The organism is Hymenobacter lucidus, from assembly GCF_020447265.1.
Taxonomy (GTDB): domain Bacteria; phylum Bacteroidota; class Bacteroidia; order Cytophagales; family Hymenobacteraceae; genus Hymenobacter; species Hymenobacter lucidus.
The window spans coordinates 104,053-125,926 of the sequence record NZ_JAJADR010000003.1 but is presented as its reverse complement, the minus strand read 5'-3'; the positions used below and the strand labels follow the sequence as shown (position 1 = coordinate 125,926).

Sequence of the window (21,874 nt, the reverse complement as noted above, 5' to 3'; positions counted from 1 at the left end):
AAAATGAGCAACCTGCACAAGGGGCGGATTTCTGGCTTTCGTGCTACTTTTGTGGTTTCCCCAACTTGCTGTTGATTCTTTTCCTGGCGACCTAGTCGTCTTTCCCTTTTCCCTTGATTATGCTGAAAAAGTGTGTTGCCCTGTTTTGCCTGAGCGTTTTGCCCTTTAGCCTCATGGCCTGGGGTGTGCAGGGCCACCGGGTAGTAGCCAAGATTGCCGAAAACCACCTCACCAAAAAGGCCAAAGACCAGATTGCCCTGCTGCTGGGCCCCGAGCGGTTTCCGCTGACGGCCAGCTGGGCTGATGAAGTGCGCAATGCCCCTGAGTACGAAGGCACCGGGCCCTGGCACTTCATCAATACGCCCCTGGGCTTGCCCATGGACCAGTATACGGCTTTCGTAAAGGACTTGAAGGACCCCAACGCCTACGTGGCGCTGAACCAGAACCTGAAGGATTTGAAAGACCCTTCTAAGACCAAGGAACAGAAGCTGGTAGCCCTTAAGTTTGTAGTGCACATCGTGGGCGACGTGCACCAGCCCATGCACGTAAGCCGGGCCGAAGACAAGGGCGGCAATGCCATTACGGTGAAGTACCAGGGCAAAGACACCAACCTGCACAGCCTCTGGGACAGTGGCCTGCTCGACTACGAGGGCATGACCTACTCCGAGCTGGCCGTGCTGCTCGACAAGCCCACGCCCATGCAGGTGCAGCAGTGGCAGAAAGACGACATAACCAAGTGGCTCTGGGAGTCCTACACCATCAGCCAGCAGCTCTATGCCGAAACCGAGAAGAGCGCCACTTTCGACTATAAATACGTGCCGGCCCACCTGCCCACCGTGGAAGACCGGCTGCTGCAGGCCGGTATCCGGCTGGCCGGCATTCTGAACGGCGTGTTTATCTAACAAGCCCGTCCGGCGGCAGTAATACTGTTGCACTGCCCCACATAAAACAGCCCCGCCGTTGCCGGAATCCGGTAGGGGCGGGGCTGTTTTATGTGGGGCTTTCCCTGGCTAGTTGGGCAGTGGGTGGCCAAAATGCGTGTGGAGTACGTCGTATATTTTCTCTTTGGTAAGCGGCTTGGTGAGGAAGCCGGCAATGGGCAAATCCTGTACCCGCTCCACGTCCAGCAGATTGAGCGAGGTGGTGAGCATAATGATGACGGCGTTTTGCTGCTCGTCGGGCAGCAGGGTGTAGGCTTCCAGAAAGTCGAAGCCGTCCATTACCGGCATCTTCATGTCCAGCAGAATAAGGCTGGGAAAGGGCACGGGGCCGGTGGGCTGACAACTCTGCAGCACCGCCAGGGCCTGCTGCCCGTTCAGGGCCACGAGCAGCTGCTCCGTCACCTCAAGGCGGTGAAATAGTAGCTGGTTGAGGTAGTTAGTCGTGTCGTCGTCGTCGACCAGCAGGATGGCGGGTAGTTTACGCATTGAATCGGATGATAGGGAGCCGCCGGGAGCGGGCTAGGCAATAGGGGAGGAATTGAGCTTGAAATAGACGGAGAAGGTGGTGCCCACGCCGGGCTGGCTGCTGACTTCGATGCGGCCCCCGGCGTTTTCCACCATCTTCTTGACCATGTAGAGCCCGATGCCGGAGCCTTCGACGTGGGCGTGAAAGCGCTGGAACATCGTGAAAAGCCGCGCCTGCTGGGTTTCGTCGATGCCCAGGCCATTGTCGCGCACTTCCAGTACTATCTGCTGGGCAGTGGTGTGGCAGCGCAGCCCGATGCGGAGCGGCCGGTCGGGGGCGCGGTACTTAAGAGCATTGCTAAGCAGGTTGTACACGATGCTGCGCAGGTTCTTCTCCGGAAACAGAATGGAAGGGCAGTGGGCTACTTCTACCAGCAGCTCGGCTCCGCTTTCCTGCAGCAGCGGGGCCAGGTCGAGGCGCACATCGCTGATGATGGCGGCCAGATCCACGGCGGCGCTGGTGGGCGTGTGCTCTTTCTGAAGCTTGGAAACCTCCGTCAGGTGACCGATGGTGCGCTTGAAGCGGTCCACCGAATCGAGCATGCGGGTGAGGATGGGGCCTATCTGGCCCGCCGTATTCACGTCGGCCGGCAGCTCCTCGCGCAGGGCGTAGAGCAGGCCCTCGATGTTGCTGATGGGCGCTTTCAAGTCGTGGCTGGCGGTGTAGATGAAGTTGTCCAGGTCCACGTTGGTGCGCGTGAGCTGCTCGTTGGTATCCCGAAGGTCTTCGTTGGATACCTGCAGCTCCTCGTTGATGGCGGCCAGTTCCTCGTTGAGGTGCTGCACCTGCTGACGGGCCACCACCTGCTCGGTAATGTCGGTTACGAGGCTGAAAAAGCCCGCCACCTGCCCATCGTGCACGTCGGGTACGTAGCTGGTGCGAATGTGCCGCACGAAATCCTGCCGGTAGGGCATGCGGGCCTCAAAGTCGACCAGCTCGCCGGCTAGGCCCCGCTCGATGTAGCCCTGCACTTCGCCATAAGCCGTGTCCCCGAGTATTTCCCGCACCGGCTGATCCAGCAGGTCGGCGGGGTTCTGGTCAAACCAGGTTTGGTAGGCCTGGTTGGCAAACTGGTATTTCTGCTGCTGGTCGACGTAGGCAATGAGCACCGGCAGCGCATTGGTGAGCACCTGCAGCTGGTGGGCGGTGGCCTCACTGGCCTGGCGGGCCCGCACCTGCTCGGTTACTTCGAAGGCGAAGACGAGTACACCGTCGATGTGCCCGTGCTCATTATAGCGGGCCTGCTGAATGTAGTTGAAGTAGCGGTTTTCCAGCATCCCATCTCCGGGGCGGGTTAGGGGAATCAACAGGGCCTGCTCTTCGTGGGTAACCCCAGTTTCGTACACCCGAACGAAGGTCTGATGTACCGTGTGGCCGGTTATTTCGGGCAGGGCTTCCAGGATGGGCTTGCCCAGAAGGCTGCGGCCGGGAAACAGCTGCTGGTAGGCGGGGTTTACCAGCTCAAACACCAGTTCGGGGCCATTGAGGATGCAGATGGCGGCCGGGGCCTGCATGAACAGGCGCTCCAGATGCTGCTTCTGCCGCTCGGTCTCCCGCTGGGCCAGCTGTAGGGCCTGGGTGCGCTCCGTCACGCGGGCTTCCAGCTGCTGATTAAGCTGGTTGAGAGAAAGTTGTACCCGGGTTAGCTGGGTGTTGCTGGCCAGCATTTCCTCGTTGGAGGCGTGCAGCTCTTCGTTGGTAGCGGCCAGTTCCTCATTGGTGGCGGCCAGCTCTTCGTTCAGGTTGTTGGCTTTTTGCTCCTGTTGCTCAATCAGTTGACGGGCCTTTACCTGCTCACTTACGTCGTAGGCAAAGATGAGCACGCCCGTCACCTGGTTTGCCGCGTCGCGGGTGGCCTGGTAGATGAAATTGAAGTACACGGGCTCGAGGCGGCCCGAGTTGGTTTGGTCGAGGTAGGCTACCTGCTCGTTGCCGTAGTAGGTTTCGCCCGTGCGGTATACGCCTTCGAGCAGCTCGAAAAAGCCCTGGCCCGCCAGCTCAGGCCAGGCTTCGCGCAGGGGCTTGCCCGTGAGCTGCCGCTCGCCCACCAGCTGCTGGTAGAGCGGGTTGACTAGGGTAAAGGTAAGCTCGGGGCCCTGAAGGCTGGCAATGCAGGCAGGGGCCTGCATAATTAGGTGCTGCAACTGCTGGCGCTGGGCCTCGGCTTCGGCGCGGGCGACCTTTTCGCGGGTCTGGCTTTCGCGCAGAGCTAGCTCCACGGCTGTGCGGGGCTGGTCGGAGGTATCGGTGAAGCTGACGAGCAGGCCCGGGCCGGTGCGGCGAGCCACGAGGCGGTAGTAGTTGTCGTAGCCGTCGGCTTGGTAGTTGATATCGTAGGAGCGGGGCTCACCGGTTACGAAGGCATCAACGTGGAAGTCGAAGGTGCCGTGGGCTTTGCTGTGGGGCCACTGCTCGTTGTGGGTGAGGGTGGGCCGTTCGGGCATGCTCATCATACGCTGGGCGGCGGGGTTGAGCAGCACGAAGGTGAAGTCGACGATAGTGGTGCCATCGGCGGGGTCGAAGACGGGCAGGTAGAAAATCAGCCCGGTGAGCGATATGTCGAAAACAGTGTGCAGCAGCTCAGCGGGCGGCAGCCAATCGGGAAGCTGGGGCGGGCTGGCAGGGGAAATGGACATTTCAGGCGGATAGAAGCTACAAACAATAACCCGGGCGGATGGGCGGCAACTGGCAGCCAGGCTAGGAACGAATTCTACACTTACGCAGATTTCGACCGGCGGTGACGCCCTGCGCAAGATAGGCCCCGGCGCCCATTCAGCCACGCGGCTCCCGCCGGGGGAGCGGGCTGCTTTTATTGCTGTGCTAAACCGCTACTTTTAACCCGGCCCCCAGCAAGCCGGCGCCACTACTTTCCTAATCTATGAAGCTGTTTTACACTTCGCTGTTGCTGGCGCTGCCTTGGGCGGCGCAGGCCCAGCAGTCCATGGTAGCACCGCTGCCGCTCGATGCCGTGACGGTCTTTTTCAACAGCGCTGAGCTACACCACCAGAGCAACCTTGCGCTGCCAGCCGGCACCAGCGTGGTCGTTCTTACCGGCCTATCAAACCAGCTGCAGCCCCGCAGCCTGCAGATAGAGGTTTCGGAAAACGCCGAGATTCTGTCGGTCGACGCCACGCCGCCCGGCGAACAGTCGAGCGACGTAGTAGCCGAGCTGGAAAAGGAGCTGCGCCGCGTGCGGGCCACGCTTATGGCCCTGACGGAGGAACGCGCCATGGTGCTAGCCAATAAGCAGGTGCCCGAAGTATCGTCGTGGACCTCGGAGCTGCAGCGCACTGCCGACTTCTTCCGCCAGCGGCTGGTTGAAATTCAGCTGCGCGTCGATGAGCTCCAGGCCAGTCAGCAAACCCTGATTACGCGCCTGGCGGCGCAGCGGGCCAGTGGTAAGCCGGGCGCAGTGGCCCCGGTGGCGGCCGCGGGTGGCGTAACGGTGCGGCTGCAGCTGGCCCGGGCCGCTACCGTGCGGCTGGCCGCTACCTACCTCACCGACGAATCGTACTGGCAGCCCATGCACGACCTGCGCGTGAGCGAAGGCAGCCGCGAGTTGCGCGTGGTCAGCAAGGCCGATATTCACAACAACTCCGAGCTGGACTGGCGCAATGCCCGCCTGACGTTGCAAACCGCTGATCCGCAGCGCAGCGTGGCCCGCCCCAACATGCAGCCCTGGATGCTGCAACGCGGCGGCGAGGAAGACCTCAACGAGGGCCGCCTCGATACCTACGCCGTGAAAGGCAGCAGCCGGGGTACCAGCACCGCCGCTGGGGCCGCCGATATCAACGAGCTGAGCACTCAGTACAATCTGGCGGCTACCGTGAGTCTGGCGGCGCGCTCGGCGCAGGAAGTACGACTCAACGAGCAAAAGCTGCCGCTACGCCTGGAGTATATGGCCGTGCCCAAACTCTCGCCCGATGCCTATCTGGTGGGCAAAGTAGTGAACTGGGAACAGCTGAACCTGGTCGGCGACAGTGCCTCGGTGTACCTGGGTGGTGCCTACGTGGGCAAAACCGAGCTGGCTACCCGCGCCTACAACGACACACTGGAAATATCTCTGGGGCGCGACAAGCAGGTGCTGCTCTCGCGCGCCAAGCGCGAAGACGTGACCAGCCAGGGCTTACTGGGCGGCGAAAAAACGCGGCTGGGCTACGAAATCAACGTCAAGAACCTGCACCGCACCCCGATTCGGGTGCGGGTGCTCGACCAGTTGCCCCTTTCGGCCGATGCTGAGGTGGCGATAAAGCCCATCGACATCAGCAACGCCGAGCTGGATGGGCCTTCCGGCAAGCTAACTTGGATGATCAACCTGGCTCCCGGCGGCAGCCAGAAACTGCCGTTTAGCTTTTCGGTCGAGTATCCCAAAAGCAAGCGGCCTAACCTGCGCCGCCGCCGCCGGGTGATGTCGCCGAAGTTCCGGTAGCGCGGGTTGGGCTGCTCACTGGCCTCGCCTGCAACAACAAAGGCCCACTGCCGGACGGTAGTGGGCCTTTGTTGTTGCAGGTGCACCGGCGCGGTGGCTCAGCCTTTGTGGTTGGGGCTGGCCGGAAAGAGGATACGCTGGTAATGGCGCACGACGCGGAGCTGTTTGGCGGCCTTGTAGCAGTGTAAGATATTGTATTTTGACGGGGTGCCCAGCCGGCAAGGTGGCGGGTAGATGGCGGGAAGGTCTAAGGTAGGGCGCCAAGTCGGCGAAAGTAGAATAGGACCTTACCGGGAAACGCGGCCCTAGAGCTTGTCTTCCTGCATGGTTTGGTTGCCGGGCCGGTCGGCGGCAATGACCGTGATTTTGTCGCCGTCGAGGGAGGAGTTGCTGACTGAAGCCGTGAAGCGGAAGGTGAAGCCATCGGGGTCGGGCAGGGCGGGACCTTCTTCGACCAGGGTACCATCGGGGTTCTGGATGCGGACGCGCACCTCGGCGACGGCAAAATTGTCGGTGGCCTGGACGGTAATGACGTCGCCGGGCTTGCCGTTGTAGGCGTTGAAATCGACGTGGCGGATGCTGGGGGCGGCGAGGTAGTCGGCCACGGCTACTACATAGCTGCTGTTGGTGTTCACGTCGACACCGGTTTCGTAGGCGGCTTTCAGGGCGGGGTCCTGCTGCACGGCCCGGCCGTAGAAGGCGGCCTGCTGGAAGCGCTGGCGCTGGGCCAGAGCTCCTTCGGTCGGAGGTTTGGAGGAGGGGCGGGGAGCGTCGCCGACGCTGACGGAGCCATTGGCGTGGCGGCGGAATACGAGGCCCAATACTTTACCGGACAGGCCCTGAGTGAGGGCATTGGTGGCTTTTGCCATGATAAGGGGAGGGATAAAAGGGTAAAAATGGAGGGAAGAAACCGGTGCTTCTGACGGCAAAAGACCGGGGGCTATAGCAATAGGAAGGCGTTGGTAGTAAGCGGGATAGATAGAGTGAGTAAGGTAGGGAAAAGGGTGAGGTGGGCAAGGGGGCGGCAGGAAATTTTAGGTTGTTAGGGAGGAGTTTTGCAGGGTAACTACAAAACTTAATCAATAAGCTTCTTTAGATATTCAAATTCGGGGTACTCTAATATGTTGAGCTCACCATTTGTTGCTTGATATATAGCTTCGTGTGATTTTCTTAGCCTGTTAACCATTGGGTTGATAATTTTACTGAAAAGGTTGAAGAAGGCTAAGATGTCATTCTTAGATGAGGGTACCTTGTATCCATTGGTATTGCTAACAAGTAATATGCCTTCAGATCGGAGCGGTCCTACAATTTGTTGTCTTATAAACTGTTCTTTAATGTCTGTTGCTAAGTTCTTGTTAAGATGGTCTAGGATCTCACTCGTGTAAACAAATCTTGATTTAGATTCAAATTGAAAGACGTTCATAAGATAATTTAAAAACATGACTCTCGCTTTTACTATATGTTCGTTTGTATCAATGTTATTGTTGATGTAATCGTTAATTCGTAGTAATGCCAGTTTAGATATAACTTCCTGGAATTTATCAGGGCCACCTTCACCCTCGACAGTATACGTGCCATGTTGGTTTGGCCATAGTGTTTTACTAAGGCACTTATTCGCTAGTATATCCTCAGGGTTTGTAGATGATTTTTTAGCGTAATATCTATTTAAAGATCCCCCTATTATATCTGCAAGCTGTAGTAAACTTGTTTTGTCGCTCTTCTCAAACAGGATTTCTTTTTGAGTAAACAAGTCGTGTTGATGCCTTGTGTTTATGTATTTTTTAAATCCGCTTACAAATTCAGGTGATATGAGTTCATCAGCAATTATTGATAAATCTGTAAACGTTCTGTATAGATTGTTGTATAATATTCCGTATAGGAATTTGTAAAATGATTCTTTGTATTGAAGTCCAGTATTTCTGTGAATGGATTCTTTGTTGACAATAACGCAATAATATTTAAAATCTAAGTTGTTAAGAGCTGTTAGGAGTTTCACTCTTAAGCCTTCTTGTCTTTTGCCAAGGTTAGATGATTTTAGCTCACCTCTTTGGTTTAAACTGAGCTTTATATTTTCAAATTCGTTTTGTAAGTTGTCAACTGCTGAATCTTCAACAAGTATAGCAGCAATGATAAAGTAAGTAGAGTTGCCACTTTTGCTAAAATCAAACCCATGGCTGCCGGACTCGTCAATATACGCTGTTAAAGACTTCATATTGACTTGAAATTTAAATTTTGCGCGTGATGATGCGTTGATACAATGATATGGTATTCTCATTTCAAATGCTTGTAAATGAAAAATATATAGTAGATATATGAATTATGTCATCGTTGCAACAACCGCTGCCGTAGTAACCCTGGGGCTGAAAAAGGAGTAGGGCAGAACTTCATTCGGCCGGCTTGGCCGGGGGCCGGAAACGGGGACGGCCCAGCACCGGCCACCAGTGTGGCGGGCGTGTGTATATTACAGGGGCCACACGATTGAGTATGACGCAGGAACAACTACGCTTAACCGAAAATAACGCGCAAACTGCTTCCTGGAAGAAGTTCGGACCCTACCTCACGGAGCGGCAGTGGGGCACGGTGCGCGAAGACTACAGTGCCGACGGCAACGCCTGGGACTATATCACCCACGATATGGCCCGCAGCAAGGCCTACCGCTGGGGCGAGGAAGGCATCGGCGGCATTTCCGACGACCAGCAGCTGCTGTGCTTTGCCGTGGGCCTCTGGAACGGGCAAGACGGGATTCTCAAGGAGCGCCTCTTTGGCCTCACCAACGGGCAGGGCAACCACGGCGAGGACGTGAAGGAGCTCTACTATTACCTCGACAGCACGCCCACGCACTCTTACATGCGGATGCTGTATAAGTATCCGCAGCAGGAGTTTCCGTACCGTAAGCTGGTGAAGGAAAACGGCCGCCGCACCCGGCTACAGCCTGAGTACGAGCTGCTCGATACCGGCATTTTCAACAAGAACCGCTACTTCGACGTGTTCATCGAATACGCCAAGGCCGGGCCCGACGATATTCTGATACAGATAACGGTGCACAACCGCGGCCCCAAAAAGGCTCCGGTGACGGTGCTGCCCCAGCTTTGGTTTCGGAACACCTGGAGCTGGGGTTACGACGATACCCGCCCCGTGCTGCGCGAAACCGCGCCCGGCACCGTGCTGGCCGAGCACGCCACGCTGGGCCACTACCACCTCTACTGCGACCAGGAGCCCGCGCTGCTGTTCTGCGAAAACGAAACCAACGGGGCTCGCCTCTACGATTTGCCCGCCGAGGGCCGCCACTTCAAGGACGGCATCAACGACTACGTGGTGGATGGCGACGCGGCGGCCATTAATGAGGAGCAGCAGGGCACCAAAGTAGGGGCGCAGTACGCGTTTGTGCTCCAGCCGGGGCAGTCGGAAACGGTGCGGCTGCGCCTGAGCCAGCCGGCCCACGAGTCGCCGTTCCTAGACTTTGAGCACATCTTCGCGGCCCGCCGGCGCGACTCGGACGAGTTCTACGACTGTATTCAGGAGAACCTGCCCGACCCCGACGCGCGCAACGTGCAGCGCCAGGCTTTTGCCGGCATGCTTTGGAGCAAGCAGTACTACTACTACGACGTGAGCGAGTGGCTGCAGGGCGACCCGGCGGTGCTCACGCCGCCCCCCGAGCGCACCAAGGGCCGCAACCGCCACTGGCCCCACCTGCACAACGCCGACATCATCTCGATGCCCGACAAGTGGGAATACCCGTGGTACGCGGCCTGGGATTTGGCTTTTCACTGCATTCCGCTGGCTATGGTGGATGCCGGGTTTGCCAAAGACCAGCTGCGCCTGCTCACCCGCGACTGGTATATGCACCCCAATGGGCAGCTGCCAGCCTACGAGTGGAACCTGAGCGACGTGAACCCGCCGGTGCACGCCTGGGCTACCTGGCGGGTGTATAAGATGGACAAGAAGCTCAACGAGGGCCGTGGCGACCGGGCTTTTCTGGAAGCCGTGTTCCATAAGCTGACGTTAAACTTCACTTGGTGGGTAAACCGCAAGGACAAAAGTGAGCGGAACATCTTCGAGGGCGGCTTCCTGGGCCTCGACAACATCGGCGTGTTTGACCGCAGCGCCCCGCTGCCCACCGGTGGCTTCATTGAGCAGAGCGACGGCACGAGCTGGATGGCCATGTTTGCCCTGAACATGATGCGCATTGCCCTGGAGCTGGCCGAAACCAACCCCGTGTATCAGGAAATGGCTGGCAAGTTCTTCGAGCATTTCCTCTACATCGCCGACGCCATGACCCGGGGCGGCGACGGGCTTTTCAACCTCTGGGACGAGGAAGACGGCTTTTACTACGACGTGCTGCACACCCCCGACGAGGAGCGGACCAAGCTCAAGGTGCGCTCCATTGTGGGGTTAATTCCGCTGTTTGCGGTGGAGGTTATTGAGGAGGATTTGCTGAACAAAATGCCTGAATTTACGGCCCGGGCCACCTGGCTGCTCGAAAACCGCCCCCACCTGGCCCAGTTGGTGAGCCGCTGGGAAGAGCCCGGCAAAGGGGCCCGTCACCTATTGGGCCTTCTGCGCCGCCCCCGCCTGAAAAAGCTGCTGGCCCGCATGCTCGACGAAACCGAGTTTCTGTCGGAATTCGGAATCCGGGCCATGTCGCGCTACCATTTGGAGCACCCCTACGTGTTCAGTACCGAGGAGGCCGACTTCACGGTGGAGTACGTGCCGGGCGAGGCCGAGTCGGGCATGTTCGGGGGCAACTCCAACTGGCGCGGTCCTATCTGGTACCCCATCAACTACCTGATTATCGAGTCGTTGCAGCGGTTTCACTTCTACTACGACTCTAAGTTCAAGGTGGAATACCCCACCGGCTCGGGTACCTACCTCGATTTGCAGCAGGTAGCCGCCGCCTTGGCCGGCCGCCTCACCAAGCTGCTGCTGCGCGACTCCGCCGGCCGCCGCCCGGCCTTCGGCAACAACGAAAAGCTGCAAACTGACCCCCACTTCAAAGACAACCTGCTCTTCCACGAGTTCTTCCACGGCGACGACGGCCACGGCCTGGGCGCCAGCCACCAAACCGGCTGGACGGGCTTGATTGTAAGATTGTTGCAGATGCGGGGGTAAGGTAGAAAAGCGTGGCCTTTTCAGGTTGCGCTTTTTCATGCCTGCTCGCGGAGTAGTGCCGCCACCACCGTACTGTCTTTTGCAAGGGTAGCTATTGCTGAATTAATGCTTCGTGTAGCATCTCTACACTTCGGGTTAGTTCGTCGGGGGTTAATGCGGCAAAGCCCAGCCGCAGGTGATGAGCGCGGCGTTCAGTTGGCGTTTGAAAAAGCTGGCCATCCCCAATCCCCAGGCCCAGCAACCGGCAGTGTGCCGCCACCTCACCTAAGTTGACTTTCTCGGCAAAGCGGACCCAGACGGCCAAGCCGCCCGCTGGCACCTCGAAGCTTAGCCACGGACTTGCCATTTCCCGCAGGTGCGTACAAAACACGTCCCGACGCTGCTGGTAGTGGTTACGGGCGCGTTTTACGTGAGAACCCAACTCGCCCTCGGCAAAAAGCTCGGCAATACTTTGCTCCAGCACCGCGTCGCCCTGGTGGTCGATGTGCCGCCGCAACTGCCCCAGGGCGTCGATGATATCGGGTGGGGCCACGACGTAGCCCACCCGAAAGGCCGGCGCCAGTACCTTACTGAGGGACCCCAAGTACAGTACTCGTCCGGTACGGTCAGCGCTGGCCAGCGGTAAGATGGGGGCGCCATCGTAGTGAAAATCGTAGTCGTAATCGTCCTCCAGAATGATAAAATCATACTGCTCGGCCAGTTGCAGGAGTTTAATCCGGCGGTCGGCGGCGAGCATGACGGTGGTCGGATAATGGTGGTGGGGCGTCACGTACAGCAGCCGCACCGCTTGCCGCCGGCATAAGGCTTCTACTTCCTCCACGCATAAGCCCTGCCCATCGACGCGCACCCGTTCGAGGTGGGCACCCTGCTGGCGGCAGGCATAGTCGGCCCCGTGGTAGCTACGCTCCCCCACCACCACCGTGTCCCCGGCTCGCAGCAACAGCCGCAGCAGTAGATACAGGGACATGCTGCTGCCGCGCGTCACCAGAATGTTTTCCACCTGCGCCGGCAGGCCCCGCGTCTGGTGCAGGTAGTGCGCCAGCTGCCGCCGCAGGGCCAGACTGGCGTTGGGGTCAGCATAGCCCAGAAGACGCTGGCGCTGGCTCGCGCGCAAACACACGGTGCGGTACTTGCGCGCCAAGGCCGCTAACGGGGCGAGGCGACTATCCGGTGAGCCAGCATCCAGCACGAGTGGCAGACGGGGGGCACGGACCGTGGTGGGATAGGTGGGAACGGCTTCGTAGGCAAAGCCAGCCCGCGCCGCCAACTGGCGCACCGCTCCGGCCGGTAGCGGGCGTGGCTCAATGACGGGGAGCCGACTACTTATCCGGGCGCCTTTGGAGGCCACCTGCTGAATCCAGCCCTGGGTTTCGAGCTCGTCAAAGGCCACAACTACCGTTTGCCGGTGCAGCCCCAGCAAGGCAGCCAGGGTGCGGGTACCCGGTAGTTTGGTATCCGCCGGCAGCAACCCCTGCTGAATGAGGCGAATGACCCCGGTGGTCACCTGCTGACTCAAGCCGTTCGGAGCCTGGCGGTCTAAGGGGATGAGAGTGGCGTAGGGTAGGGTAACCGGACTAGCCGCTTTCATAAAACCGGACTATACAAGTAGGCCGGCAAGCTAGCAAGTTTGTCGCACTCCTGCACCGCCTCTTTAGCTGTTTGCTTCAAACAACGGGAGAGCTGCTCAGCGGAAATAACCTGTTGTTACCACGATGATGTTACCCCACGCTGCTTCACCTGTGCCCAGTGCCGTATCTACCCCTGCTACAAGAGCAGACGGTAGTCTTGCGCTGCTGCACGAAACGCCTATCCGCCGCTTAATCCTGGAGGACCTGCCGGCTTGCCTGCGACTTGCGCAAAACCGGCAGTGGCTGGCCGAAGAGCAAAAGTGGCGCTTCCTGTTCCAGGTTGGGCAAGTGTACGGCCTGGATGATTTGGAGGGGGAGTTGGCAGCTACCACCGTATTAACCTCCTACGGCTCCGCGCTAGCGGTTATCGGCATGGTCCTGGTTGCCGCGCGCTACAACCGGCAGGGGCTGGGCCGACGGCTCATGCAACACGCTTTGGATGCGGCCGGCGGAGTGCCCGTGGCGCTGTATGCCACCGAAGCGGGCCGGCCCTTGTACGAGAAGCTCGGTTTCCGAACGCTGCGCACGACTACCACGCACGTAAGGCACTGCTCAACCCAACTAGTGGCGGCCCGAGCTAACCTGGTACGGCCAGCAACCCCGGCGGATAGCGCCGCCATTCTTCACTTAGATGCGCAGGTGACTGGTACCAACCGGCAAGTCGTTCTCCATCACCTATTCCAATTTGCCGAACATGTCTGGGTACTCGAGTACAATCGGGTTATCCGGGGCTACGCGGCTGCCTGGCGTAACGTGGAGCAAGTGGTAATTGGCCCAGTGGTGGCACCCGACGCGGCTGGCGCGCAACAGCTGGTAGCTGCCGCCGGAAGCACCCTGGGTGAAGGCGAGTGGCTCCGCTTGGAGGTAGATGCCCGCCATCCAGCTCTGGGAGCCTGGGCGGTACAGCACGGGCTACAGCCCACATTTACCACTTCCCTCATGCTGCAGGGGGCCGAGGCTTTGCCGGGAAACAGGGCACAGATATTCGCGCCCATCATGCTGGCCCTGGATTAGAGAGGGGCGTCTCCTCATCGCACCCATTAGTTAGACTTCTCCTTACTCCCTTACTGCTGGAAAGCCGTTAACTGTATGAATTCCATCCCTAAAATAGCCCTCGTTACCGGGGCCGCCCAAGGAATCGGGGCGGGAATTGCGCAACGCCTCGCCGCCGATGGCTGCCTGGTGGTCGTGCTGGACCAGACCGAGCAGCTCGGTCGCCGCACGGTCGCGGCCATTGTAGGTGACGGCGGGCAAGCCCTGGCAGTTGGGGCCGACGTGGCCAGTGAACAGGCCGTGGCTGAGGCCGTGCAGCGCATTACGGCCGAGGTAGGAGCGCCCACTATTCTGGTCAATAACGCCGGGTTTGCCCGCGACGGGTCCCTGTTGAACATGTCGGTCCAGGACTGGGATGAGGTCGTAGCCGTGCATTTGCGGGGGAGCTTTCTGCTGACCAAGGCGTGCCTGCCGGGCATGAGAGCGGCGGGGTGGGGCCGCATCGTCAATATTTCCAGCATCTCAGCCCAAGGGCACCGCGACCGGGCCAACTACTGCGCGGCTAAGGCCGGTATGCACGGCTTTATCAAGTCCCTGGCCGTCGAACTGGGCCCTTACGGCATCACGGCCAACGTGGTAGCACCTGGCTTGGTGGTCACGGCCATGACCGAAGCCACTGCGCGCAGAAAAGGAATGACTCTGGAAGCCCATCTGCAGCAGGCTGTCCAACAGATTCCCGTGAACCGGGCCGGCGCCCCGGCCGACGTAGCCCACGCCGTGTCGTTTTTCTCATCGGAGGCCGCCAGCTTCATCACCGGGCAGGTGCTCTATGTTGCCGGGATGCCGGTAGATTAAGAAGCAGCGGTTGGCTTTGAAAGCTAGGATTAAGCTCCAAAACTCAGCGCCATGTAAGGAGCAGAAGGTGCTTAACCCCAAGTTCGTTTAAGCGGTGTTTACATTAAAATGAGCGGTGTGTGCTGCTCCACGTGCTATACTTTTCGTTTTTTGAGGGACTGCTCGCAACTCTAAAAGAAGTGTTCTTATAACTGAAATGCTCTGAAATTTGGGCAAGGGCTAGGGTGACGTTACCGGCCGCCGCTACACTTTTACTGGCACTCGATGAACACCACGGGCGGGGTTTTGGCAATGACGGTACTGCGCCCGTTGCCCAGGTTGCGGTGCAGGTAGAAGTAGCACGTCAGGGGCCGCAGCAGCTTCGGGTTGTTCCACACGGCCGCCACGGGGTAGGTAATAGTGAGCGTGTCGTGGCGCGCCGTGAGCCGGGCCTGGCCCAGCTGGGTGCTGGAAAAGGTCAGCTTCGGGTTGGTGCTCTGAAACTTGATACTCACCTCGTATCCTTCGGCAGCCTGTTCGGTATCGGCCAGCTGGTAGGCCAGCTTGGCCGTCACCACCGATTCCTTGGACAGGGTGGCACAGGGCGGCTGGTTCAGGGCCAGCAGGGTGATGGAGTTGCCCGGTACCTGGGTTGTCGGTACATCCGTAAACCCCGTGGTAGCCAGGGCAGCTAGCAGAGAGGCCGCGCACAGTAGTATTTTCATCGGCCTAAAATAGGGGCTGGGTGGCAGTGTCAGTGCTTGTTTGGCGCAAAATAGGTGGGTTGGTGTGGGAAGCGCGACAAACAAACTGCTTAGCTGGCCGCTTTAGCAGGCTCAACCTACTCACCAACCACACACCATTCCATGAGTTACCCCAACGCCGTTACCCTCACCGCCCCCGACAATACCCAGCTGAACGCCTATACTGCCCGGCCCACCACGGAAGGCCCGCACCCCGGCATCATTCTGCTCCAGGAGGCTTTCGGCGTGAACGGCCACATCCGCAGCGTGGCCGACCGGCTGGCCCAGGCCGGCTACGCCGTTATTGCCCCCGAGCTGTTTCACCGCACCGCCGCGCCCGGCCTGGAAATTGCCTACTCTGATTTTGCCAGCGTGGCCATGCCCCATTTTCAGGCCATTACGCCCGCGGGCCTGGCGGCCGATGTGCAGGCGGCTTACGACTGGCTGCAAGCGCAGGACAAAGTGACGGACAAAATCGGCAGTATCGGGTTCTGCCTCGGGGGCCGGGTATCGTTCCTGGCCAATGCGGTGCTGCCGCTAACGGCGGGCGTGTCGTACTACGGCGGGGGCACGCACCTGCTGGCGGACCGCGCCGCTGAGCTGCACGCGCCCCACCTGTTTTTCTGGGGCGGGCAGGATAAGCACATCCCCCGGGAGCAGGTCGACACGGTAACGGCGGCCCTGGATGCGGCCGGCAAGCCCTACATCAATACCGTCATTTCCTACGCCGACCACGGTTTCCACTGCGACGAGCGGGCCAGCTACCACGAAGCCGCCGCCCACGAGGCCTGGGCCCTGACGCTGGCTTTCTTCCAGGAAAAGATGCGCTAAATACTGGGAGCCGCAACAACAAAAAAAGCGTCCAACACGGCTGTGTCGGACGCTTTTTTTAGGTCAAATTAGGTTGCCAGAACCAGTGGCGGGCAGCTCGCCGAAGCGGGCGTTAGTTGTTGCGGTTGGTGAGTACCGTGAGCTGGGCGGCCATATCGGCCGGACCCTGGTAGATGAGCCGGCCTTCCTTCAGGGCGCCGGTATATACCTCTACTTCGGGCGAGTGGTGGGGCACAAACACCCGCACCGATTCGCGGGCACCGGGCCGGATAAAAGTGGTACCCTCCACAATCTGGGTGGGCCAGGAAATTTCGTAGAAGCCAGCGTCCTTCAACTGCACGGTAAGCATAGGGAATATTTTATGTTTTCAGGGTCACAATCATATTTTCCATTTGATAGTTCATATCAAACGGAGAAATATTCGGATTAGGGGATGGAATAGGCTTCTATACGGTGAAAAAGGGCTTTTGGCTAGAAAAGAGGATTAAGAAATTACTTGGCAAACTGACTGGTAATGCCCACCCACAGCCTAAGCTGGACACTAGCTGCCGCCGGCTCAGCTTCGGGCGCGTGCCGGGCCGGTCTGGTTAGGGCGTGGCCGTGGCCCGGTAGCGAAAATCTGCCTGCGCCATGCTGTCAATTCCCAGCGTAAAGGTTTCCTGATACGTGTCGTGCGTGGTGGCCAGATAGTGCTTTTGGGCGAGTTGAAGGCGGTTTTGGGCCGGTTGCAGCTGGGTAAACAGCGCCGTAAATGCCCGCAAATCAGGCAGCTGGTCCGGGGCCGAGGCACTGGTGGCTCCGTATCGAATGCTGCACTCGAAGGCTTGCACCCGCCCGCCATTCACCCAAAACCGCAGCACGGGCAGCACGCCATCAGCATCCACGGCGTAGTCGTCATGGCGCTTGACCAAATCTTCCCCGATGGTTATGTAAAGCACCGTGTCGGTCGGGGAAGACGGGTCGACATCTTCCCGGTTAATCATATGGTCGAAATGCACCGGCACGATGGTCTGTACTGAATCCAGGCATTGGCCCAGGTACAAACCGTAGGTGGCGGGTTTGTAGTCGATGGCACCCATGTTCTTCGTTGGCGGGCAGGCAGGCGCTTTTGCTTTTGCAGCACCGGCCACCGAATCAGGGCGGTGCTGGCAACCAGCCAGCACTAAGAGCAATGCCGCGGCATACAGAAAAGGCTTCATAGGCCGGCAAGGTAACTGCTAAATGGGGGTAGCAGGCCGGCTTAAGCGGGCGTGGAAATAGGTGGCGCTAATGCCCGGGCCTGCATGCGGCGGCCCACGGCCTGGGCAATGACGCTGGCCATCATAATCTGCAGGGCGTGGTAGAGCATTAGTGGCAGCAGCAGCGTGCCCAGAGCTATAGTATTGGCAAAAAGTACTTTGGCCAGCACCGTGCCGTGTACCAGCGACTTTTTGGAGCCGCAGAACACGGCCGTAATCCGGTCTTCGGCCGAGAAGCCCAGCAGGCGGCTAACGAAGGTGATGAGCCCGAAAATGAGCAGGAACAAAGCCACCATACCGGCCGCCAGCCCCAGAATATCGGCGGTGCGGTAGTCGCGGAAGATATTTTCGGCAAATGACTCGCAGAACGACGTGTACACCAGCACCAGGATGATTAGTTGGTCGAATACGCGCAGCTGCTGACGGTGGGCCTCGGCCCAGGCTCCGAAGCGGGAGTTGAGTAGAATACCCAGCGCCACCGGCAGCACTACCTGCCCGCCCAGGCTGGCCGCCATGCCGCCCAGCCCCACCTGCGCCGCACCGGTGTGCAGCACCATATTCACCCACAGGGGCGTGACGAGAATACCCAGCAGGCTGGAAATACTAGCGTTGAAAATAGCGGCCGGCAGGTTTCCCTGGGCAATGGAAACCATGACTACCGAAGTGGAAACGGTAGAGGGCAGCGCGGTCAGGAAGAAGAGGCTGGCCCATAGCGCCTCGCCCTTGGGGCCGTGGAAGAAGGGCCGCACGCCCAGCGCCAGCAGCGGAAACAGCACAAACGTAGCACTTTGCGTAACCAGGTGCAGCCGCCAGTTGCGCATGCCGGCCCGCAGCTTGTCGGTGCTCAAGCGCAGCCCGTAGAAAAAGAAGATAACCGCCACGCCGCCCGTCGTGAGGGCCGACCACGGCACGTGGCTACTCTTGCTGCCGATGCCGGGCGCGAGGTAGGCCAGGCCCACGGCCAGCAGCAAGGCGCCCAGAAACCAGTCGATACCGAGGCGGGCGAGCAGGCTGGGGGTGGCCGGAGCGGCCGCAGGAGCAGGGGGAAGCTGAGACATAGGCGCTTGTACGAAGCCGTGGGGGGAAGGTGGGGGCCGAAAAGCCCCGGAAAACGATTTTGCCCCTGACCCGCCCCGACTAGCGGGGCCCGGATCAGGGGCAAAATGGGGTCAGCAACAGAGTGTTGCCGGTTGGGTTACATGGCTTTCAGCTTCTGCTCAATCAGGGCAATAACTTCCTTGTTGGCGCCTTCCTTGGCGTGGGCCAGGGCATCTTTACCGTCGTCGTCCTTGGCCTTAGCATCGGCGCCGCTGGCCAGCAGCAGCTCCACTACCGGCTTGCTGCCCTTGGCCGCCGCCGCCATCAGGGCCGTGCCCTTAAAAGCATCCGCCTTATTGACCTGGGCCTTGTACTTTACCAGCGCCTGCACCAGCTCCAGATTACCATTGCCGGCAGCCGTAATCAGGAAGGTGGTGGGGAAGCCTGGGACCAGCTCAATGGCGGCATTCGGGTCAGCGCCGGCTTTGAGCAAAGCCTCCGCATCGGCGGGCTTGTTTTTTACAACGGCGGTATATAGCTCTTTGCTGGCCGTTTGGGCCAGGGCGGCCGAAGCCATACTAACCAAGAAGGCCAGCAGGAAAAAACTCTTTTTCATCGAGTCAGGGCAAGTCAGAATACAGGAGAGAGGGCAAAAATACAAAAAGCTCCGGATGTAACCATCCGAAGCTTCGTATAAATTTACCGCACTGCCCGACTACCGGCTCAGTGAGTGGCTACCGGCTCGGCGGCGGGGGTAAGTGCAAATGCCTCAGCCAGCAGCTCGTAGGAGCGGCGCCGGTCGGCAAAATCGTGGGTGATGGTCACGGCTACCACTTCTTCAACCCCATATTGCTCAGCTAAGTCGGTTAGCTGCTGCTTGAGCTGCTGGGGCGTGCCGCTGATGATGCGCTGCCAGTTGTAGGCCAGGCGCTCCTGCTCGGCCGGTGAATATTGGTAATCTTTAATTTCTTCGTAAGGCGGCATTTGTACCCGCTCCCCACGCTCCAGCCGCAGCATCTGCAGGGCCAGAGACTCGTGCAATTGGCACGCTTTTTCCTCGGTTTCAGCGCATAGTACAAAAATAGCCACATTTGCCAGCGGCTCCTGCAAATGAACCGAAGGTTTAAACCGGTCTTTGTACAGCTGCACCATGCGGGGGCCGCCCACGGGGTTGATAAAGTGGGCGAAGGAAAAGGCCATGCCCAGGTAGGCTGCAAACAGCCCGCTCTGCCCGCTGGAGCTCAAAATCCAGGGCTCGGGCACAGTGTCGGCGTGGGGCGCGGCTTTCACCTTTTCCTGGATGGAATCGGGCTCCACGGTGTCGGTCAGGTAGCGGCTCAGGTCCATAAGCTGCTCGATGAAATCATTCTCGGTGAAGGTGTTCGACGGGTTCAGCACCGAGGCCGTGAGCCGGTCGGAACCGGGGGCGCGGCCCACACCCAAGTCGATGCGGCCGGGAAACAGGGTTTCGAGCATCCGGAAATTTTCGGCCACCTTCAGGGCGCTGTAGTGGGGTAGCATCACGCCGCCCGAGCCCACCCGGATGCGTTGTGTAACGCCCGCTAGGTGAGCAATAAGGACTTCCGGCGTCGAACCGGCCAGCGTGGCGGTGTTGTGGTGTTCCGAAACCCAGTAGCGAGTATAGCCCAGCCGGTCAGCTAGTTGGGCCAGCTCCACGGTTTCCAGAATAGCCTGCCGGGCCGTGGCGCCCTGCCGCACCGGCGACTGGTCGAGGATGCTGAGACGAAGTGGTTTGTTAGTCATAGGGAAGGCAGAAGGAGCGGCGGGCCGCAGCGTGCGGCCTGCCACTTTATAAGGTATCTGCTTGTAAAACCAGATCCGGGCGTAGTAGTTTCATGCCGGGCCCAGTCACTTCCGGCGGCTATTCCCGACCCCTGGTGGCCAGTGCTGGCGCCGGCCGCGCCAGGTTTGAGTTGCGCAGCGGCAGCTCCGGAATAAACAAAGTAGCTAGCCAGCCGCAGAATACCAGGCACATAGTTGCTAGATACACCCGTGAAATGGCATGGGTGAAGGCGGCCCGCACCTCGACCGTGGGCAGGGCCGGCACGGCGCGAGCCACCACAGTGGGCGCTTCGGCCGCGGCGGCCGAAATGGTGGTGGCGGCTCCGGCGGCCGACGAGGCGGGCAGGTGCTCAGCCAGACTCAGCGTGAGGATGGTACCGAGCACGGCGGCCGCCATAGCCCCCCCGATCTGGCGGAAAAACTGGCTGGCCGACGTGGCCTGGCCCGTAAAGCATGGCTCAATGGCGTTTTGGATAGCCAGAGTGTAGAGCGGCATACTGGGGCCCAAGCCCGCACCGCAGATGAGCACATAGAGCAGCACCTGCCCGTAGCCGATGGTGGCCGGCATGGTAGCCAGCAGCGACTGGCCCACGAGTAACACAAGGCCGCCGGCCAGCATCCAGCGCTTGTAGTGGCCGAAGCGGGCTACCATCTGGCCGGCCAGCATCGAGCCTAGTACCACACCTAACGACAACGGAATCAGACTCACGCCGGCCTGGGTGGCCGATACGCCCACGACGTTGATCATGAACAGCGGCTCGAAAATGACGATGCTCAGAAAAGCGCCGCCGAGCAGAAACGTGGCAATATTAGCCGCCCGAAACACCGGGTTGCGAAACAGGCGTAGCTCCAGAATGGGGTTGGCGCAGCGTAAGGAGCGCAGCACGAACAGTACCAGTGCCACGGCGGCCCCGCCAAACAGGCTCAGCGTGAGCGGCGACGTCCAGGCATGCTGGGCCTTATTGAGTTGCAAGCCCAGCACCAGTGGCACGAGGCCGGTTATCAGCAGCAGGGCCGAGAGGTAGTCGAGTGGCTTTTTTTCGCCCCGGGGCTTCAGGCGGGGCATTTTGGTCAGGATAAACCATAAGGCCAGCAAACCAAGCGGCAGGTTCACGTAGAACACCAGCCGCCAGCCCGCCAGGCCCGGTATTATTCCCGAGCCGTGGTCGGTGAGCAGGCCGCCCAGAAACGGCCCCAATACCGCCGAAAGCCCGAATGTAGCCCCCACGAAGCCCTGGTACTTGCCCCGCTCGGCGGGCGGAAACAGATCGGCAATGATGATGAAGGCCATGGCCAGTAGCCCTGCGCCGCCCAGGCCCTGCACGGCCCGGAAGATAATGAGCTGGCTCATCCCGTCGCCGAGCAGCGGCAAAGTGCCAAACTCGCCGGCCAAGCCGCACAGCGCCGAGCCCAGCAGAAAAATCAGAATGGCGGTGACTTCAATGTTGCGGCGCGAGTACATATCGGCCAGCTTGCCATACACTGGCACCAGGGCCGTACTGGCCACCAGGTAGGCCGTAGCCACCCAGGCAAACCGGTCGAAGCCGTGCAGGTCGGCCACGATGCGGGGCAGGGCAGTGGCTACGATGGTCTGATCGAGGGAGCTCAGAAACAGGGCCAGCAGCACCCCGGCCAAAGTCAGCAACCTGCTGCGCCGGGTAAGAGTATCGGTCATGGCCCGAAGGTACGGCAGATTCGAATGAAGGATAACCTTTGCAGTGTGGGGCCGGCCTGGCCGGGCAACAAATCCGGGCCGGGCGG

Annotated in this window: 18 protein-coding genes; 6 read left to right on the top strand and 12 right to left on the bottom strand. The window is 59.7% G+C overall.

Annotation, left to right across the window (positions count from 1 at the left end; genetic code table 11):
• Positions 1-158 precede the first annotated feature (158 nt).
• Positions 159-902, top strand: a complete 744-nt coding sequence (locus LGH74_RS12060; RefSeq protein ID WP_226176012.1) for a S1/P1 nuclease — start codon at positions 159-161, stop codon at positions 900-902.
• Between the two features lie 108 nt (positions 903-1,010).
• Here the strand turns inward: LGH74_RS12060 and LGH74_RS12055 are convergent, their stop codons facing one another.
• Positions 1,011-1,427 carry a response regulator gene (locus tag LGH74_RS12055; RefSeq protein ID WP_226176010.1) on the bottom strand — a complete coding sequence of 139 codons (417 nt, stop codon included), beginning with the start codon at positions 1,425-1,427 and terminating at the stop codon, positions 1,011-1,013.
• Between the two features lie 33 nt (positions 1,428-1,460).
• Positions 1,461-4,103: a PAS domain-containing protein gene (locus LGH74_RS12050; RefSeq protein WP_226176008.1), complete on the bottom strand. Its 2,643-nt coding sequence runs from the start codon at positions 4,101-4,103 to the stop codon at positions 1,461-1,463.
• A gap of 242 nt (positions 4,104-4,345) precedes the next feature.
• On the opposite strand from LGH74_RS12050, the gene LGH74_RS12045 reads away from it, so the two are divergent.
• Complete coding sequence (locus LGH74_RS12045; RefSeq protein WP_226176006.1) at positions 4,346-5,896, top strand: DUF4139 domain-containing protein; 1,551 nt, start codon at positions 4,346-4,348, stop codon at positions 5,894-5,896.
• Positions 5,897-6,201: 305 nt separating this feature from the next.
• On the opposite strand, the gene LGH74_RS12040 is transcribed toward LGH74_RS12045, so the two are convergent.
• Both LGH74_RS12040 and LGH74_RS12035 read right to left on the bottom strand, forming a co-directional pair.
• Positions 6,202-6,765, bottom strand: coding sequence for a hypothetical protein (locus LGH74_RS12040; RefSeq protein ID WP_226175994.1), 564 nt, complete (start codon positions 6,763-6,765; stop codon positions 6,202-6,204).
• Between the two features lie 206 nt (positions 6,766-6,971).
• On the bottom strand, positions 6,972-8,108 hold the full coding sequence (locus tag LGH74_RS12035; RefSeq protein ID WP_226175993.1) for a DUF3800 domain-containing protein: 1,137 nt from the start codon (positions 8,106-8,108) through the stop codon (positions 6,972-6,974).
• A gap of 272 nt (positions 8,109-8,380) precedes the next feature.
• Here LGH74_RS12035 and LGH74_RS12030 point away from each other — a divergent pair, with 272 nt between their 5' ends.
• A complete protein-coding gene (locus LGH74_RS12030) occupies positions 8,381-11,005 on the top strand; it encodes an MGH1-like glycoside hydrolase domain-containing protein (RefSeq protein ID WP_226175992.1) in 2,625 nt (874 codons plus the stop codon).
• A 91-nt stretch (positions 11,006-11,096) separates the two neighbouring features.
• On the opposite strand, the gene LGH74_RS12025 is transcribed toward LGH74_RS12030, so the two are convergent.
• Positions 11,097-12,593 (bottom strand): aminotransferase-like domain-containing protein, encoded by a 1,497-nt coding sequence (locus tag LGH74_RS12025; protein ID WP_226175991.1) that lies wholly within the window; start codon positions 12,591-12,593, stop codon positions 11,097-11,099.
• 124 nt (positions 12,594-12,717) lie between these two features.
• Here LGH74_RS12025 and LGH74_RS12020 point away from each other — a divergent pair, with 124 nt between their 5' ends.
• Together LGH74_RS12020 and LGH74_RS12015 are read left to right on the top strand one after the other, a co-directional pair.
• Positions 12,718-13,647, top strand: coding sequence for a GNAT family N-acetyltransferase (locus LGH74_RS12020; RefSeq protein WP_226175990.1), 930 nt, complete (start codon positions 12,718-12,720; stop codon positions 13,645-13,647).
• A 75-nt stretch (positions 13,648-13,722) separates the two neighbouring features.
• On the top strand, positions 13,723-14,481 hold the full coding sequence (locus LGH74_RS12015; RefSeq protein WP_226175988.1) for an SDR family oxidoreductase: 759 nt from the start codon (positions 13,723-13,725) through the stop codon (positions 14,479-14,481).
• 251 nt (positions 14,482-14,732) lie between these two features.
• Here LGH74_RS12015 and LGH74_RS12010 read toward each other — a convergent pair whose 3' ends face one another.
• A complete protein-coding gene (locus tag LGH74_RS12010; protein WP_226175986.1) occupies positions 14,733-15,185 on the bottom strand; it encodes a hypothetical protein in 453 nt (150 codons plus the stop codon).
• Positions 15,186-15,326: 141 nt separating this feature from the next.
• Here LGH74_RS12010 and LGH74_RS12005 point away from each other — a divergent pair, with 141 nt between their 5' ends.
• Positions 15,327-16,034, top strand: coding sequence for a dienelactone hydrolase family protein (locus tag LGH74_RS12005; RefSeq protein WP_226175984.1), 708 nt, complete (start codon positions 15,327-15,329; stop codon positions 16,032-16,034).
• Between the two features lie 112 nt (positions 16,035-16,146).
• Here the strand turns inward: LGH74_RS12005 and LGH74_RS12000 are convergent, their stop codons facing one another.
• The 6 genes from LGH74_RS12000 to LGH74_RS11975 all read right to left on the bottom strand — a co-directional run bounded on the left by LGH74_RS12000 (position 16,147) and on the right by LGH74_RS11975 (position 21,788).
• Entirely contained in the window at positions 16,147-16,383 is a 237-nt protein-coding gene (locus LGH74_RS12000) for a hypothetical protein (protein ID WP_226175982.1), read from the bottom strand.
• Positions 16,384-16,621: 238 nt separating this feature from the next.
• On the bottom strand, positions 16,622-17,233 hold the full coding sequence (locus LGH74_RS11995) for a hypothetical protein (protein ID WP_226175980.1): 612 nt from the start codon (positions 17,231-17,233) through the stop codon (positions 16,622-16,624).
• 41 nt (positions 17,234-17,274) lie between these two features.
• A complete protein-coding gene (locus LGH74_RS11990; protein WP_226175978.1) occupies positions 17,275-18,330 on the bottom strand; it encodes a bile acid:sodium symporter family protein in 1,056 nt (351 codons plus the stop codon).
• A gap of 137 nt (positions 18,331-18,467) precedes the next feature.
• On the bottom strand, positions 18,468-18,926 hold the full coding sequence (locus LGH74_RS11985; protein WP_226175976.1) for an ankyrin repeat domain-containing protein: 459 nt from the start codon (positions 18,924-18,926) through the stop codon (positions 18,468-18,470).
• Positions 18,927-19,033: 107 nt separating this feature from the next.
• On the bottom strand, positions 19,034-20,074 hold the full coding sequence (locus LGH74_RS11980) for an LLM class flavin-dependent oxidoreductase (protein WP_226175975.1): 1,041 nt from the start codon (positions 20,072-20,074) through the stop codon (positions 19,034-19,036).
• 118 nt (positions 20,075-20,192) lie between these two features.
• On the bottom strand, positions 20,193-21,788 hold the full coding sequence (locus tag LGH74_RS11975; RefSeq protein WP_226175974.1) for an MDR family MFS transporter: 1,596 nt from the start codon (positions 21,786-21,788) through the stop codon (positions 20,193-20,195).
• Positions 21,789-21,874 lie beyond the last annotated feature (86 nt).